Origin of the sequence: Reichenbachiella ulvae (assembly GCF_025833875.1) — a bacterium.
GTDB classification, from domain to species: domain Bacteria; phylum Bacteroidota; class Bacteroidia; order Cytophagales; family Cyclobacteriaceae; genus Reichenbachiella; species Reichenbachiella ulvae.
The window spans coordinates 4,457,692-4,475,163 of record NZ_JAOYOD010000001.1 but is presented as its reverse complement, the minus strand read 5'-3'; the positions used below and the strand labels follow the sequence as shown (position 1 = coordinate 4,475,163).

Genomic DNA, 17,472 nt, shown 5'->3' with positions numbered 1-17,472 from the left:
GCTTCATAAAAATATTGAAAGGATTTGAACCAAGAGGAGAAATAAACAAGTGAGGATTTTCGCTAATTTTCGTACTAAATATAGCGCTGGAGTTTGAAGGAAGTTTTGAATTCAAATTGATCTCTGGTCACCTTCACTGTAATCCTTTTTCCCTCACGTGACCGTAGCATCGCACTGGCACCAGACAATTGCAAGGTTTCATAATTGAAACCATTGATGGTCTCGATTATATCATTGACCTTGATTCCCGCCAGATAGGCAGGTGAGTTCTTTCTTACGGCGCTTACTCTATATTGATCAAAGCCTTCTCCATGAGCCACTAGGGTCATTCCGCTCATGTCATACTCAAAGGGAGATGAGTATGATTGTCCCTTTTTTAGATAGAGAGTTCCAGAGAAATAGTCAAACACCACATTGAATCGAGACAAAAATTCGCTGCCCACAGTACCATTTCTACTACCACGCTTCACACCAGAACCGTAATCTCCCTCTAATGGGAAAGAAACAATCGGGTCATCAAATTCAAACTTGTTTACCTTGACCGTCTTGACTCTACCGAGCTTACCCTTGATTTCACCTCCTAAGCCTCTGCCTATGACTGAAGTAATATTAGAAGTGGGTAGAACGCTACGATCATCAGGATTATCAATTAACAAGGAGTGACTAGCACCAGTATCAATCATCAAGCTCATTTTGTTGGTTTCGCCGCGATTGTTTGTCACTGCCAGGTTGATATATGGCTTGGTGTTGTGAGTTCTCATTTCCACCTTTTTGTATCTTCTTCTGGGCTTATATTTTCTTGGCTCATGCAGTACTATATACTGATCATCGTAGTTGATTTCCACTATAAAGCGACTAAATATGTCATAACCAATGATTCCATAGACCTCAGCTCCCATAGATTCTCTTAAGCCCAAATAATCCTCCTCTAATACCAACAATGCCTGATTGATACCAGAATGCACACCTCCTGGCAATTCTAATTTGACATCCATAGCTACTCGAGCAGTGATTGAATCATTCTCTCCTGGCCCCTGAATGATAATCCTTCGGGCATACTCCAGACCAATCATATCAGCAATCAGCTTTTCAGTCAATATCGGGTACTGAACTCCTGTGTCTAGGATAAAATTGGCTGTAATAAACTCATTGATAACTACAGGAATGACTATAAGATTGTTGTGGGTTTTAAAATCAATTCGGACTCTTTTCGTGTTTTCTGGAAGGTCAAACCCGACTTGTTGGGCATAGGTGTACTGGATAGATAGTACTATCAACAGTGCAGATATCGCTATGCCAATCTTCTTCCTCATCGCTGTTCCTTTATCTTAAAACAATTTCCTATCGTTTTACCCTTATTAATTTAGTCATTATCGAGCAGCTATTCAATTTTAATTACTGATTATCAACGGTCTAGTATGCTGTAAGACGAAGGCAATGAATGCTAATGGTAGAATCAGGACTATTCTTTCTACTTTTGTTCCCAAATCGAAATCTCATGCTAAGAAGACCAAGAAGAAATCGTAAATCTGAAGTCATTAGAAACATGGTGGAAGAGACCCGTCTTTCTCCTAAAGACTTTATGTTCCCACTATTTTTACTGGAAGGGAAAAAAAGCAAAATAGAAGTTGAATCTATGCCAGGAATCTATCGCTTGAGCACAGATTTGATGAAAAAGGAAATGGAAGAATGCATGGAACTTGGGATAAAGGCATTCGATATTTTTCCGGTAGTGGCCGAAAAGCACAAAGACAAAATGGCCACCAAAAGCTATCAGGAAGATTTTTTCTATCTGGAGTCTCTTCAAGAATTGAAGGAGACCTTTCCGGAAGCATGTATCATGACAGATGTGGCCATGGATCCCTATTCGACAGATGGCCATGACGGTATCGTGGATGAAGATGGAAAAATTCTAAACGACGAAACGCTTGAGGTTTTGGGTGCCATGGCATTGGCACAGGCCGAAACGGGTATCGATATCATCGGGCCATCAGATATGATGGATGGTCGTGTGGAATATATCCGCGATGTACTCGACGATGCAGGCTATGAAGACACATCGATCATGTCTTACACAGCTAAGTATGCAAGTGCATTTTATGGTCCGTTCAGAGATGCACTGGACTCTGCTCCTAAATCTGGAGATAAAAAGACCTATCAGATGGACCCTGCTAATCTGCGCGAGGCTATGATAGAGGCCGAAATGGATGAAGAAGAAGGTGCTGATTTTTTGATGGTCAAACCGGCCTTGGCCTACCTGGATGTCATCAAATTGCTCCGAGACAATTTCGATTTGCCTATAGCCGCTTATAATGTGTCTGGTGAGTATGCTATGATCAAAGCTGCTGCTCAAAAAGGCTGGTTAGACGGAGATCGTGCCATGATGGAGGCCTTGCTCAGCATGAAGCGAGCAGGATCAAAAATCATCCTGACTTATTTTGCCAAGGAAGCCGCACAATTGCTAAAAGGATAAGTACAATCGCTTTAAAATAAAAACACTTCCCGGGATGGGAAGTGTCATTTCATTCATACAACCTGATCTTTCCGATTTAGCTGGGGATCTTGTCAGGTGGCTCTGTGGTAAGCCTTCTTTGTTTGTCTTAAAGACAATACAAGTATAGAGCAGCGAAATGACCCTAAAAACTTATTTCGATTGATGGCCCGTTAAGTCCGATCACTAGGTCAAAATACTAGTTGATTCCACGAACAAGAGCCTAGGATAGATGGATACCTAAAAATGATAGATGAATCGGGATATACGACCTACAAACAGTTAGAATCGATTAAATAAACTCGAAAATGTCGGTTTTTCGGATAGAATTGAGAAAACGCAATCTGGAAATGAGCTTTTGACGAAAAGCTCCATTGATATCATCAAAGCTGTCAAGAATGACGAAATTTTCTGACTGATTACTGTTTTTAATAATCGCCATGTATTCATTCTTGTCGCCAAACTGATATTCTTTCTCAGCAGGATTGTACCAAATAAACTCCGTTTTCATTCAATTGAATTGTAGCGTATATACAATATTAATCAATCTAAAAGCAAATGAGAAGAGCATCTATATAGAATTAATTAGCTGCAACCGGCTCGCGACCAGACCAATACCATGAAATCACCGCTCCCGACAAGAGATGCCAGACTCCCCACCAGGCGGCGATCAGTGCCATTCCGCCCAATCCGTTGAAGTATTCGAAAATAATGACAAGTGCTAAACCGGAATTTTGAATCCCTGTTTCGATAGTGATCGAACGCCTGTCTCGATCTGGCAAACCCGAATATTTGGACGTGAAAAAGCCGCTCGATAGTGCAATCAAATTGTGAAGCAAGACGATGAAAAGAATATTGAAGATATAATCCAAAAACTGCTGAAAATTAGCTTTGAGCGCAAATACCACAAAGCAGCCAAAGAGCACAATTGACAGCTTTTTGATAGGCTTGTAAATCTTTCCAGTCGTCATAGGGAAGCGCTTTCGGAAACTCATCCCAGCAATAAGGGGTATGACCAGTATCGTAAGCATGGTGATAATCACCTCCCAGATATCTAACCTGACCTTCTCCATGATTTCGGAAGTAGGCCCATACATGCTCGCCCAAAAGGCAAAATTGAGCGGAGTTATTATAAACGAGAATAATGAAGTGATGGCAGTGAGACTTACAGATAAAGCCACATTGGCTTTGGACAATGAGCTGTAAAAGTTAGACACATTCCCTCCAGGACATGAAGCCACGAGCATCATACCTAGTGCCATGCTTGGCGATGGCTTCACCAGTAACACCAACAAATAGGTAAAAAAAGGAAGCAGTAGCAGCTGAGAAGCCAAACCAATCAAAATGGGCTTGGGTGTTTTGAACAGCAATTTGAAACTCTGAAACTTCAACTCCAGAGCCACTCCGAACATGATAATGGCCAAAGAAATATTTAGCAACAGCAAGGAATCCTTGCTAAAATGCAAGACCACATGATCCAGAGACTCTTTCATAAATCGAAATTAAAAATCTAAGATAAGACGAAGAATAGACTATTTATGCAGGATACTTCGATATTTGTCCGGATCGTTGAGTGTCTCCATAGCTTTGATCACCTCTGGGTCTTTGCTGAGCGTAGCTTCCAAAACGCCTTGATTGAGATAATATCTTCTGATAATCTCTAATTCGAGTTGATGCTTTATTTCCTTCTTGAAGGTGGTCAACCCATTGGCCTTCAACTTATGTATCTCATCATCAATTCTAGAAATTTCGTCCGTTAGCTGTGCATAAACCTTGTCTTCTTCGGCTGCCTGAGCCAGCAAATCTACTGCTCCTTCAATCTTAGATTTATTTTCAAAATCCTTTTTTCTGACCCAAGAGGCAAAAGCTTCATACTCCTGATCACTCAATTTGAATTCTGTAGCTGGCGAGATCGCTTCATGAGCATAATAGTAATCCGTCGCATAGTCGAACAGCAAACCGCTTTTGGCCAAATTTTCTATGTAAGAAGATTTATTAGGTTTCTTCACCTTGATATCTGGATCGACACCTCCACCGTCATAGACTATCCTGTTGCTAGAGGTAAAAAAAGCCTCTTTCAATGAATCAGGAATCTCTGTAGCCTGGCCGTTTATATCTTTGTGCTGATAGTCCAATGCCTGAATGCACCTTCCACTTGGAATATAATATTTTGCCGTGGTAACTTTCAATTGCGAATTGTAGGACAAAGGTCTAGTCACCTGTACCAATCCTTTTCCGAAAGATTTTTGCCCAACAATGACACCACGATCATAGTCCTGAATTACCCCTGAGACAATTTCCGAAGCGGATGCACTGTTGTTGTCAATAATCACAGCAAGTGGAATCCCTAAATCTAAAGGCTCCTTCTCAGCTACATAAGTCATACTTTGGGCCTCCGTTTTGCCTCGGGTTTCCACAATTTTTGATCCCTTCGGCACAAACAGATTACAAATATCTACGGCCTCATTCAACAATCCTCCAGGATTTCCGCGTAGATCAAAGACAATATATTCGGCACCCTGATTTTTCAGATCCTTTACACTAGACTCCACATCTTCAGCAGCAGTACGGGTAAATTCTGTCAACTTGAAATAGCCAATATTACCAGGCAGCAATGTTTTGTAGGCGATGTTCGGGATCGTGATTTTCTTTCTTTGTACTTGCAGATCGAGGTACTCGCCCTTATTTCTTTTCACACCAACCAGAACATCCGTGCCAGATTGGCCCTTAATCAGCTTGCCCAGGTCTTCGTCACTCATGCCTACCACAGATCTACCATCAATCTTCACTATCTCATCTCCAATTTTGATTCCCGCTTCTTGAGCTGGCGATTCCTCATATAGGTTCAATACCAAATGGCGATTGCCAATTCTGTTGGACAAAATCCCAATACCACCATACTGGCCTGTAGCATTGGTTCTAAAATCTTCGATATCATCCTCTGGGATGTAAACAGTATAAGGATCCAATTTTTCCAGCATGGCATCTATGCTGGTGTTTATTAGAGTATTTGGGTTCACTTCATCTACATAATACTTATTGACTTCAGAGTATAAAGTAGAGTAAATGTCAAGGTTCTTTGCCATCTCAAAGTATCTTTCGTCATTTGAGAATGACCATACTCCAAAGGCGACTATTGGTAGAAGAAAAAGAAATATGATTTTGTTTCGTCTTTTCATTATTCAGATTTTGAATCCTCCATTAACAAAAGTAGGATATTATTTTTTAGTCTACGGAAAATAGATGTCTTCCTGACATGCAATATCAACTTTCCTTGTGCATTTAGCTCATTTAATCCTATCTTAAACAGTCAAATCAACTGCCATTGCAATTAATCCTTTTATGAAATCTAAACTGATCGTCCTACTTCTTATTGGCATTTTCGGTCTCATTTCTGTTTACTTCATTTATGGTTACTGGAGTTCGAAAAACGAACGTGTGAACAAGAGTATTACAGAAGGTAATAAAGCAATCAAAACAGTTACCAACGACTTGGACTCTATTTTGAACAATGTGACCAATAGAGGACAAAGAATAAAGGATTTGGTTTCTACACATTCCCTATCACAAGAGGAAATCGTTGAGTTAGTGAAAAAAGAAAGTAGGGACAGTTATTACATTCAGGGAATCACGATCGCCTATGGTCATCAATTGAGCGAAGAGGATTCTCTTTTTGATTTTGCTCCCTTTTATGACAAGCGCCGTGGACGTGTTATTTTTTTGGAGAACCGCTATGACTACACCATAGATTCTATTGAATCGAACCATTGGTTTACTGTTCCATTCAATTCCAAAAAAACCATCTGGTCAGAACCTTATCTAGCCACGGCGGCCAACTTGGTGGTTGCAGATTATGGCATACCTTTTTATGATGCAGAAAACACTCAGGTTGCAGGGGTTATTTCCCTTACTCTAGATTTGAAAAAAATAGCCGACCGTATTGACTCATTGGTATTGGGACATACGGGCATGGGCATGTTGGTATCGAAAGAAGGTAGTTTTATAGCTCACCCTTACCCTGAATTTATTCTGGAACAAACGCTTAATGAGGTAGCAGAGGACATAGGTATTCAATCAGATCTAGATAAAATCTACAGTAGTAAATCGGGTCAATTATCCTATTCCAGGACATCCGGACAGAGTGGCTACACCTTCTTTGCCACTATACCTCACTGCGAATGGAAAGCCCTTATCGTTTTCAACACCTCTGACTTATTGGGGAACACGGTCGCTACAGAAAGAAAAATTGTTTATGTAGGATTAAGCCTAAGCACCTTACTTTTCCTGTTTTTCGTCTACTACTTATTGGGAGCCGAGCTAACCATAACCAGAAAACTCTGGCTGGGATCTATCGCATCTTCTTTACTGATTGTAGTCAATATAGTTTTGATGTGGAACATTAATCTCTCTAATACTACTTTCAGACTAGATGAGAACGAGATAAATATCGAAACTAGGACAGAACTTGAGGGATTCGTGAGGAAAGAAAATCAAAAAGCCAGAACACTGGGCATGGATCAACTCATTCCTGTACAAACAGGCATCTTCATTGAAGAATTTGAGTTTTTGGACTCTTACACCGTAGCTATTAGAGGCCAGGTATGGCAAAAATGGCCTGTACATTTAGGCAAATTTTTCGACGCAGGTTTCCGGTTTCCTCAGGAGGCTCTTACAGGATTAAAAAAACTTGAAAAAATTTCAATTGAGGAGGAAAAAAAGTACACCAAGCATGTCTGGGCCTTCCGGCTTAATTTAAAGATGGGACTGGACTACTCCAGGTATCCATTTGATGTTCGAGATATCAATATTGAGATCATGTATCCTGATCCGGAATCTGGTATTCTTCTAGTCCCTGATTTGGAAAGCTATTCTGATACGGCTCCTCATAGCAAACCTGGGATCAATAGTGACATCTACTTCCGAGATTCTAAGCTTGTTGCTTCCAATTTCTCCTTTGAGATAGTCAATTTTCAAGAGCATTTTGGTCACCAAAGATTCAAAGGGCTCAACTCCTACCCGATTATGAATTTTAACATCAATCTCAAAAGAAGATTATTAAATGTGATGGTTACCAATATCATCCCAATACTGGTGGTCGCCTCTATGATCTTTTTGATCTTCTATAGTACCACCAGAGACAAGGAGGACAAATCTGGAGTGAGCATGATGGGAGTAGTACAAAGTTGTGCGGGTTTCTTTTTTGTGCTTTTAGTAGCCCACATAGACCTAAGGAGGAGATTGAGCACACCTGAACTGACCTATATTGAAACCTTTTATTTGACGATGTACGTCATCATGGCAATTCTGGCCATTAACGTAGTTACTTTCACCAAAACTGACAGGTATCCGTGGCTACTATACAAGGACAATCTTATAGTAAAAATTTCTTACTGGCCTGTGCTCCTGTTTTCTTGGATGTTCATTACCCAAATCATTTTTTACTTTTGATCCGAGAATTTGATTTGACTACCGCAATTGAGACAGTAGTTAGAATGAGAAGGCAGTCCTCTGGTGCCACAATTATGGCAAACCGCCGCATTTCGTACATTTTCGCCTCGAATGATTTCGTTGGTCACGATACCTGTAGGCACCGCAATGATGGCATAACCAATGATCATCAGAGCAGAAGCTAATGTTTGCCCCATCCATGTAGCAGGAGCGATATCTCCATATCCTACAGTAGTGATGGTCACTATTGACCAGTAGATGCTCTTAGGAATACTCGTAAAACCATTTTTACCTCCTTCCAACATGTACATGAGCGTACCAATGATGACGACTAGACAAAGTACCGTCCCTAGAAAAACGATGATTTTGTGTCTGCTACTCCAAAGTGCGGATCCCAACTGCTGAGCTCCACCCATGAAGTGCGTCAATTTCAAAATCCTGAAAACACGAATCAAACGTATCGACCTGATGACGGAAAGCGCATGTGTCCCATCAATAAATATTCCTAAATAAGTAGGAATCAACGACAACAAATCGATGATACCCATGAAACTGAATATGTATTGTATAGGTCTCGGAGAAGAGATAATCCTGGCTATATACTCTAGCGAAAAAAGAAAGGTGAAAATCCATTCAACTACCTTCAGCTCATAATCAAATCGAGCATCGATCTCGGGAACGCTCTCCAGCATCACTTCCATCACACTCATCAAAATGGCTATCAGCAAAAAAACATCGAACAGTTTGCCGCCCGCAGTTTCGTATCCAAAAATAATCTCATGGATCTTCTGTTGCCAGTTACTCAAATGTGATACCTCTTCCTTTTTCATAATTTGAATCAAATTAAAAGCAATCTCCTCAGAATTAAGACTAGTCCGTATATTTCTTCTTAGATCACCTCATCTTCCTGCTTGCCACTCAGATATAATTTTGATAAAATCATTGTCAATAGCAGTGATTATTTCGATATCCTCAACATATCGACATATCTTTTGGTTTTGTCATAAGGAAATTATCAAGATTAACCCTAATGTCATATTTTTGCCGCCATGGAAAAAGCATTGGAGAAGTTGGCTGAACAGCTGAATGGAGATTTATTTTGGGACGAAACGTTAAGAACTGTGTACGCCACGGATGCCTCCGCTTATAGAGAACTTCCTCTTGCGGTAGCTATGCCAAAAGACAAGTCAGACATTCTTCAGCTGATCCAATTTGCTAATGAAAACAATACCTCACTGATTCCAAGAACTGCTGGCACCTCATTGGCCGGACAGGTGGTTGGCGCAGGAATAGTCGTGGATGTATCTAAGTATTTCAATCAAATACTCGAAGTAAATCCAGAGGAAAACTGGGTCAGGCTACAACCAGGCGTCATTCGCGATGATTTGAACCGACACATCAAATCTGAAGGCATGTTTTATGGCCCAGAGACATCTACTGCCAACCGAGCCATGATTGGGGGTATGGTTGGAAACAATTCTTGTGGCTCTAACTCGGTCGTTTACGGTAGTGCCAGAGAACATTTGTTGGAAGTGACTGGTTTTTTATCTGATGGTAGCGAAGTGACTTTCGGTACTTTGACCCAGGAGGAATTCAATCAAAAGAAAGAAGAAAGCAGTCTAGAAGGGCAGATATACAAGCAAATCCACGATCTGTTGCAACCAGAAGAAGTGCGAGCTGAAATAGCCAAGGAATTTCCAAAACCCAGTATCCCAAGAAGAAACACAGGATATGCGGTTGACCTATTGGCCATCAACCAACCCTTCGAGCCTCAAGGAGAAGAATTTAATTTCTGTAAGCTGATCGCCGGTTCGGAAGGCACCTTGCTTTTCATTACCGAAATCAAAGTCAATACACTTCCCCTACCTCCCAAGGACAAGGCACTGGTTTGTATCCATTGTAACGACATACATGAATCGCTACTTGCCAACCTAGTAGGGATTAAATATGAACCTCATGCCAGTGAGCTAATCGACAACATCATCCTGGAATGCACGAAAGAGAACATCGAGCAGCAGAAAAATCGCTTTTTCGTAGAAGGTGACCCAGGAGCTATTCTGGTAGTAGAATTAGCTGCTGAACATGATGAGGCCCTTGACAAAAAGTGCGAGGCAATGATTGCGGAGCTGAAAAAAGAAAAGCTGGGCTACCACTACCCTGTGTTGAAAGGTGGAGACATCGGAAAAATATGGACTCTTAGAAAAGCGGGACTCGGTTTGCTGGCCAACATCCCCGGAGATGCCAAAGCCCAGCCAGTGATAGAAGACACTGCTGTGGATGTTCAGGATTTGCCAGAATACATCCGTGAATTCAACGAAACGCTGAAAAAATATAACCTGAGCTGTGTACATTATGCGCATGCCGGTTCTGGAGAGTTGCATTTGAGACCTGTGCTCAATATGAAGACCGAAGAAGGTCACCGCATGTTTAGAGTCGTGGCAGAAGAAATCTCTCGATTAGTCAAAAAATATAAAGGATCACTCAGTGGCGAACATGGTGATGGACGTCTGAGAGGGGAGTTCATCAAAGAACAGATCGGTGAGAAAAACTATGAGGTAGTTAAAGAGATCAAAAAGATTTGGGATCCAAAAGGCATTTTCAATCCGGGAAAAATCACCGACACGCCCAAAATGGATGAATGTCTGAGGTATGAGCCCAACCAACCCGATCCTGAAATCAAAACCTACTTCAACTGGGATAAAAGCCAAGGCGTATTACGTGCTGCAGAGCTCTGCAATGGATCAGGTGACTGTCGTAAATCTGAAGGCAGTGGCGGTACCATGTGCCCAAGCTACATGGCCACTCGCAATGAGAAGGACACTACACGTGCGCGCGCCAATATCTTAAGAGAGGTATTGACCCATTCGGACAAGATCAACAAGTTCGATAGTGAAAAGATCAAGGAGGTACTAGATCTCTGTCTATCCTGTAAAGGCTGTAAATCAGAATGCCCATCCAACGTGGACATGGCGAGACTAAAAGCCGAATTCGAGCAGCAGTACTATGATGCCAACGGCATGCCTCTATCCAAACGGATGATGGGAGAATATGCCCTCAACATGAAATTGGCTTCCATGGTGCCATGGGCCTACAATGCCATCTTCAAAGGTTCATTGACAGGCAAAATCGGCAAGTCACTGATGGGTGTACACGAAAATCGCTCTATGCCTTTGATGCCAGGCACGACCATGGAATCCTGGTTCAAAAAGAATCGCAGCAAGCTCAAGAATCAAAAATCGGATAAGAAGCTCTATCTCTTCTTTGACGAATTCACCAATTATCTCGATGCGGAAATTGGTATCACTGCTATCAAACTACTAGACGCATTGGGTTATCAGGTAATACACCCAGAACTAGAGCAGTCCGGCCGTGCCTTGATCTCTAAAGGGATGGTCAAAAAGGCAAAAAAATATGCCAATATTAATATTGAAAAGCTACATGGCACCATCAGCACAGCTGAGCCATTGGTAGGACTAGAACCATCGACTATTCTGACTCTCAGGGACGAGTATCCAGATCTATGCAATAGTGATTTGATCTCTAAAGCCAAAGAGGTTGCTGATGCTTGTCTGACTCTTGAAGAATTTATCGTAAGGGAAGTTCGCCGTGGCAGCATCGATCCTTCTCAGTTTACTACAGAGGGGAAAAAGCTGAAAGTTCATGGTCACTGTCACCAAAAGGCCTTGTCCTCATTGAAAACACTGGAAGAGACCCTGTCGATACCTGCCAACTATGAGGTAGAGATGATTCCATCGGGCTGCTGTGGCATGGCGGGATCCTTCGGATACGAAAAGGAGCATTTTGATACCTCGATGAAGGTAGGAGAACTCGTATTATTTCCAGCGGTAAGAAATGCTGACAAAGAGACGATCATCTCAGCACCAGGTACCAGCTGCCGTCATCAAATCAAAGATGGTACAGGCAAGCATGCCTTGCACCCGGTGGAGGTACTTTACAGCGCTCTGATCAAATAGTCTAACGGCTCTTTCTATATAGAATACCAAAGTGCTGGTGTAGAAGCACCTGAAACTCGTCATGATTGAGAATGGGTGTTTCTATCTTCTGCCCCAGTTGCACTCGTGTCATTTTTTCATCTGAGAGAGTAAGGCGGCCATCTGGTTTGGCTATGGTGATTACCTTCTTTTGGGTGAAATGAGAAGAGGGATTGTGCTGATGAAAATGGCACATATCTATAAATTCAATCCATTGGCGCTCCTTTTTTGTAAAAAGATATAGTTCAGTAAAAGTGATTGAATCTTCCGATCTAGATAAGATGTAATCTCCTTCTGCATTTTTATCAATCCTGTAATAAAGGTTGTAGTCCATCTGCACTTCTCCCACGTGCATCACTTTTGGAGAAAGGAAAGAATCTCCAAAACCCACATCGCAGAGATAAGATTTATGATCCAGATGAACCAAAATAGCTGCGTGGTCCATTTCTCTGCCATAGTTACCCTCACTATACACCCGTGCTGAAATAAGCTGCGCATCAAAACCAATCGCCTTCAACAGCAAGCAAAATATGCCGTTGAGCTCATAGCAAAACCCTCCCCTTTTCTTGATTATCACTTTTTGCAGCACCCTTTTTGCATCCAAAATGATCTCATTGCCTAAGTGAATATCCAGATTCTCGAAAGGCACATGCATCATATGGTTTCTATGCAACAAGCGCAAGTATCTCAAGGATGGCAAGCGCTCATAGGGACTTTTGATCCTTTGCAGATATCTCTGAATTACCGTTTCTGGCAATGTGGGTTTAGACGAATGTGCAGAACAAAGAGACATGCTACAATTTATAACTAAAACAGATGAAGGTCTACTTCAAATTGTCGAGCTTTTCGTTCATCCGATCAATTTTGGCCTCCAAAGAATCTACTTTATCCTTCAATTCATAGATGCTTTCCTGAATATCCTCATCCTCAATAAAGTAATCCGTGATGGTACCTGTCAGAGTAGAGAACAGAATCATGCCCAATAAAATCAATGCCACACTTAAAAATTTACCTTCTACTGTGACCGGTGGAATATCCTGCAAAAACCCAACGGTGATTGTAGTAATAGTAGTCCACCAAAGGCTATCTCCCAGATCATTGATATGAGGATTGGCATTTCTTTCGAGATGGTAAAAACTCAGTGTGAACATCATAATGATCACCACACTTACCATTATCAGGTTTTTGAAAGTATTGAAAGAACTTCGCTGATTAAAAAACGAAAGGATGTACTTAGCAGAACGAACCACACGAAGAATCCGAATAATTCTAAAAACTCTTCCTGCCCTTAACACTCCCACCATAGGTATCGAGGAGACTAAATCTATCCAGTGCACCCTGAAATATTTCCAACGATCCTCTGCGCGATAAATACCAGTAAAAAAATCATAAAGAAAGAGCAAACAGATAACAAAATCGATCCATTCTAAAATAGTAGCCATCTGCTCCGTATAATCCACTACTGAACTGACATATAATTCTATCACCACATAGATGGACAGAAACAATAGTAGGGTTTGGAAACTGTTAGGCTTTAGATTGGAGCCGTTGTTTTGCTCTTTTTCTTGCATGTGACTCAATAGATTTTAATTGTTCTGATTTGACTATTTCGACGAAGATAGAAAAATATTTTTATCTAAGTTTACCCTCTGAAATTCCTCAAAATTATTAACCAAAACCAAGCTTATAACATGAAAATTTTAATCACGGGTGCCAATGGATTGCTAGGTCAAAAACTCGTACAATTACTGCTAAAAAAAGGGGAGCAAATCGTCGCTACCTCACATGGGGAAAGCAGATTAGATTACCTAACTGGAGATTTCACTTATGCGCAAATGGACATCTGTAATCGTCAACAGGTTTTGGATGTAGTGACTCAGCATCAACCCGATGTGGTAGTCAATACAGCAGCAATGACGAATGTGGATCAATGCGAAACAGAACAAGAAGCCTGCAGGCAGCTCAATGTCGAAGCTGTAAAATATTTAGTTGAGGCTTGTAAGGCTACAGATGCATTTTTAGTTCACTTATCAACTGATTTCATATTCGACGGAGAGGCGGGTCCATACAAGGAAACAGACATGGCCAATCCAGTTAGTTTCTATGGCCAAAGCAAACTAGACGCTGAACGGGTAGTTCAATCGAGTGACATCAATTGGTCCATTCTACGTACGGTACTTGTATATGGCATTACCCCAGGCATGAGTCGTTCCAACATTATTCTTTGGGTTAAGAAAAGTCTGGAAGAAGGTAAAGAATTAAAAATCGTGGATGATCAATGGCGCACACCAACCCTGGCTGAAGATCTGGCTATGGGCTGCTACCTTAGCGCTGTCCATCAGAAAAAAGGAATCTTCAATATTTCTGGCAAAGATCTATTGACGCCCTATGACATGGCCATGAAAACCTGCGATTTTTTTAATCTGGATAAATCTCTGATTACGAAAGTCGATGGCAGCACCTTTTCTCAGACCGCTAAAAGACCTCCCAAGACCGGATTCATCCTTGATAAAGCCAGAACTGAGCTAGGATATGAACCAGTTAGTTTTGAGGAAGGAATCAAAATCCTGGATCAGCAGGTTCAGATTCTTGCCGAACAATAAGGCTTGTCAATCGTTTTTGGCATCATTATCGCTAAGCAAAAAAAATACTACTTTCCATTCTTCGATATATATTAGGAGAATAGAATAAATTTGGTTGAACTAATTAAAGAAACTTCTTCATGCAAAAGCTCGGATTAATTCAATCCCTCGGACAAAAGTTATCCCCTCAGCAGATCCAATTCATCAAGTTGCTGCAGGTGCCTACTGCTGAGTTAGAAGCAAGAATAAAAGAAGAACTGGAAGTAAACCCTGCTCTCGAAGAAGGCAGAGAAGAAGAAGAGGACAGCCGCAGCACGGAGCAGGATACCGCAGACGATAATGACACCAGCAATGATGAGCTGAATGTAGATGACTATCTGCAAGAGGACGATTATGCGGGATACAAAATGCAAGGGGATGGCAACTATCCGGAAGAGGATAGGGAGATGCCCATCTCATCTGGCAGCTCACTGCAAGAACAGCTGATCGTTCAACTTGGGTTTCTGAAGTTAGACGAAACACAAGAGATCATCGGCAAACAACTGATTGGCAGTATAGAATCGGATGGCTACATTCGACGTGATTTGGAAGCCATCATGAATGATTTGGCATTTTCTCAAAATATAGATACCACGCTCGACGAGCTGGAAGAAATACTCAGAAAAATACAAACTTTCGATCCTGCTGGTATTGCCGCTAGATCTTTGCAAGAATGCCTTCAGATCCAGTTGGAGAAAAAAGAAGTACATGGAGAAGAAATCGACCTTGCGCTCAAGATAGTAAGTCAGTGCTTCGACGAGTTCACCAAAAAGCACTATGACAAAATAGAAAAGAAATTGGGTATAAGTAGCGAACAACTAAAAGACGCTGTTCAGACCATCACCAGACTCAATCCCAAACCAGGAGGTAGCTCTGATAGTCTGGTTCGTATTCAGTATCTACTTCCCGACTTCATCCTGACCAATAATGATGGCAAACTGGAATTGACTCTCAATTCTAAGAATGCACCAGAGTTAAAAGTCAGTCGCTCATATGCGGATATGTTTCAATCCTACCAAAAGAGTGATAAAAAAGACAAGAAGCTAAAAGAAACGGTATCATTTGTCAAACAAAAACTAGATGCCGCTAAATGGTTTATTGATGCAGTCAAACAAAGACAGCAAACTTTGCTGAATACTATGAATGCGATCATAAAGTATCAGTACGATTTCTTTTTGGATGGGGACGAATCAAAGTTGAAGCCCATGATTTTGAAGGATATTGCCGAAATCATAGGCATGGATATCTCAACTATCTCCAGGGTAGCCAATAGCAAATCTATTCAGACTGAATTTGGCATTTTCCCATTGAAATATTTCTTTTCTGAAGGCATTGCTACTGATTCGGGAGAGGATGTCAGTAGTAGGGAGGTGAAGCAAAAGCTGAAAAAATTCATCGAAGAAGAAGACAAAGCCAAACCACTGTCTGATGACAAGCTGGAGAAACTTTTGAAAGCAGAAGGATATAGCATCGCTCGACGTACGGTAGCCAAGTACAGAGAACAAATGAATTTGCCAGTAGCACGTTTACGCAAAGAACTGTAGTGGGAGACAAAATCAGCCAAATCATATCCCACGTTTTTCATCCATTGTTGATGCCTACATTCACGTTTTTAGTCTTGTATGCATTCAGTCCTGAATTGATTCTACCACTTTCCTGGATCTCTTTACCGTTCCTTTTCATCACTACTTTTATCATCCCTATCATCAGTATCTCCATACTGAGAGTATCAGGATCGATCAGCAGTCTAAAGATGGAAAACCGTGAAGAAAGAATTGTCCCCTTTGTCTTTATTACTCTTTTTTATGGGATGACAACCTACTTATTTATTTTCAAAGTAGGAGTCAATGAGTTGGTCACCGTCGTATTTGTATCAACAACACTTTTGATTGTAATTTTGACGGTTATTACTTCGGTTTTCAAGATCAGTATTCATGCAGCAGGTATGAGCGGAGTGTGTGGATACCTACTTTGCCTATGCTGGAAAAATCCCGGTAGCGACCTCCTTTACCCTTTTATTGTATTGGTTGTCCTTGCTGGATGCGTGATGGCAGCCAGGCTACACCTGAATGCTCATCGACCTGTGGAAATATTAGCAGGTAGCCTTATTGGGTTGACTACCTGTTTCTCAGCTTTGTATTGGTTTGCTTAAAGACCGGTAATTGAAATCCCTACAGTAGACATCATAGTCTCGCCCGTACCGTCAAACCCACTGTCCTTAAAGACTGGGTTAAAATAGTATTTGTAGAAGAAGGCAAATTGACCCCAACCCAATCGAGCATGAGCCCCAAGTCTGAATTTTGGGGTGTCTAAGAAATCAGCATCACCTTTTGATTTGACCTTATACTTTTCTCCTCCATCCTCATATTTTACCTTGAGCTTGGTTTCATAGGTAAAGGCCGCAACAGGCCCCAAGCCGATAAAAGGAGAAGTTCTATCTGAATTACCAGAAAAATTGTAACGAATCTCTATTGGAATTTCAATATTCGATATAGCCACTTGAGCTTTGATTACATCTGCATTTTCTGGTATTAATACCACAGGATTGTCCGGATCAATAGCATAAAAATTGGCATTCTTAGATCCTATTTTATCGAAGCTCATACCTATAGCTGGTCTTACTTCTAATTTTTCGGTTACATCTAGTGGATGCACAAAGTACACTGCAAAAGACTTTGATCTAAACCAATGTGTCTGATCCCAGTGCGAAGGCTTATTGGTCAAAAGATTGAACCCAAAATCAATCATCAGCTCTCCAGGCAATTCTGGAGTGCGTTTCACTACTTCCTCACTTAACTGTGCCGATGCATTGAAATTGATCGTTAGGAGCATCGTAACTATACCCAACAAGATTGTGATTTTGTTCTTCATTTGCTTGAATTAAAGCCTGTTATTTTTCGACTGGCAAAGATAGATTAAT

The 17,472-nt window shown here is 41.2% G+C and carries 14 protein-coding genes; 6 read left to right on the top strand and 8 right to left on the bottom strand.

Annotated elements, in window-relative coordinates; all coding sequences use genetic code 11:
- Window positions 1-74: 74 nt before the first annotated feature.
- A complete protein-coding gene (locus tag N7U62_RS18255) occupies window positions 75-1,313 on the bottom strand; it encodes an aspartyl protease family protein (RefSeq protein WP_264139519.1) in 1,239 nt (412 codons plus the stop codon).
- Window positions 1,314-1,498: 185 nt separating this feature from the next.
- Here N7U62_RS18255 and hemB point away from each other — a divergent pair, with 185 nt between their 5' ends.
- Window positions 1,499-2,473: a porphobilinogen synthase gene (hemB, locus tag N7U62_RS18250; protein ID WP_264139518.1), complete on the top strand. Its 975-nt coding sequence runs from the start codon at window positions 1,499-1,501 to the stop codon at window positions 2,471-2,473.
- A gap of 310 nt (window positions 2,474-2,783) precedes the next feature.
- On the opposite strand, the gene N7U62_RS18245 is transcribed toward hemB, so the two are convergent.
- The 3 genes from N7U62_RS18245 to N7U62_RS18235 form a co-directional block, all read right to left on the bottom strand.
- Window positions 2,784-3,002: a hypothetical protein gene (locus N7U62_RS18245; RefSeq protein ID WP_264139517.1), complete on the bottom strand. Its 219-nt coding sequence runs from the start codon at window positions 3,000-3,002 to the stop codon at window positions 2,784-2,786.
- A gap of 70 nt (window positions 3,003-3,072) precedes the next feature.
- Entirely contained in the window at window positions 3,073-3,984 is a 912-nt protein-coding gene (locus N7U62_RS18240; protein WP_264139516.1) for a bile acid:sodium symporter family protein, read from the bottom strand.
- 39 nt (window positions 3,985-4,023) lie between these two features.
- Window positions 4,024-5,670 carry a S41 family peptidase gene (locus tag N7U62_RS18235; protein ID WP_264139515.1) on the bottom strand — a complete coding sequence of 549 codons (1,647 nt, stop codon included), beginning with the start codon at window positions 5,668-5,670 and terminating at the stop codon, window positions 4,024-4,026.
- A 163-nt stretch (window positions 5,671-5,833) separates the two neighbouring features.
- Here N7U62_RS18235 and N7U62_RS18230 point away from each other — a divergent pair, with 163 nt between their 5' ends.
- On the top strand, window positions 5,834-7,939 hold the full coding sequence (locus N7U62_RS18230; RefSeq protein WP_264139514.1) for a PDC sensor domain-containing protein: 2,106 nt from the start codon (window positions 5,834-5,836) through the stop codon (window positions 7,937-7,939).
- Here the strand turns inward: N7U62_RS18230 and N7U62_RS18225 are convergent.
- Window positions 7,930-8,769 carry an ion transporter gene (locus N7U62_RS18225; protein WP_264139513.1) on the bottom strand — a complete coding sequence of 280 codons (840 nt, stop codon included), beginning with the start codon at window positions 8,767-8,769 and terminating at the stop codon, window positions 7,930-7,932. The genes N7U62_RS18230 and N7U62_RS18225 overlap by 10 nt on opposite strands.
- A gap of 219 nt (window positions 8,770-8,988) precedes the next feature.
- Here N7U62_RS18225 and N7U62_RS18220 point away from each other — a divergent pair, with 219 nt between their 5' ends.
- Window positions 8,989-11,913 (top strand): FAD-binding and (Fe-S)-binding domain-containing protein, encoded by a 2,925-nt coding sequence (locus tag N7U62_RS18220; RefSeq protein ID WP_264139512.1) that lies wholly within the window; start codon window positions 8,989-8,991, stop codon window positions 11,911-11,913.
- A gap of 1 nt (window position 11,914) precedes the next feature.
- Here the strand turns inward: N7U62_RS18220 and N7U62_RS18215 are convergent, their stop codons facing one another.
- Together N7U62_RS18215 and N7U62_RS18210 are read right to left on the bottom strand one after the other, a co-directional pair.
- Window positions 11,915-12,724, bottom strand: a complete 810-nt coding sequence (locus N7U62_RS18215) for an arylamine N-acetyltransferase family protein (protein WP_264139511.1) — start codon at window positions 12,722-12,724, stop codon at window positions 11,915-11,917.
- 31 nt (window positions 12,725-12,755) lie between these two features.
- Complete coding sequence (locus N7U62_RS18210; RefSeq protein WP_264139510.1) at window positions 12,756-13,502, bottom strand: ion transporter; 747 nt, start codon at window positions 13,500-13,502, stop codon at window positions 12,756-12,758.
- A 120-nt stretch (window positions 13,503-13,622) separates the two neighbouring features.
- Here N7U62_RS18210 and N7U62_RS18205 point away from each other — a divergent pair, with 120 nt between their 5' ends.
- The 3 genes from N7U62_RS18205 to N7U62_RS18195 all read left to right on the top strand — a co-directional run bounded on the left by N7U62_RS18205 (window position 13,623) and on the right by N7U62_RS18195 (window position 16,704).
- Window positions 13,623-14,534: an SDR family oxidoreductase gene (locus N7U62_RS18205; protein WP_264139509.1), complete on the top strand. Its 912-nt coding sequence runs from the start codon at window positions 13,623-13,625 to the stop codon at window positions 14,532-14,534.
- A 119-nt stretch (window positions 14,535-14,653) separates the two neighbouring features.
- Window positions 14,654-16,096, top strand: coding sequence for an RNA polymerase factor sigma-54 (gene rpoN / locus N7U62_RS18200; RefSeq protein ID WP_264139508.1), 1,443 nt, complete (start codon window positions 14,654-14,656; stop codon window positions 16,094-16,096).
- Window positions 16,097-16,146: 50 nt separating this feature from the next.
- Window positions 16,147-16,704, top strand: a complete 558-nt coding sequence (locus N7U62_RS18195) for a phosphatase PAP2 family protein (RefSeq protein WP_264139507.1) — start codon at window positions 16,147-16,149, stop codon at window positions 16,702-16,704.
- Here the strand turns inward: N7U62_RS18195 and N7U62_RS18190 are convergent.
- Window positions 16,701-17,423 (bottom strand): porin family protein, encoded by a 723-nt coding sequence (locus N7U62_RS18190; protein ID WP_264139506.1) that lies wholly within the window; start codon window positions 17,421-17,423, stop codon window positions 16,701-16,703. The two genes, N7U62_RS18195 and N7U62_RS18190, sit on opposite strands and share 4 nt — an antisense overlap.
- Between the last annotated feature and the right edge of the window lie 49 nt (window positions 17,424-17,472).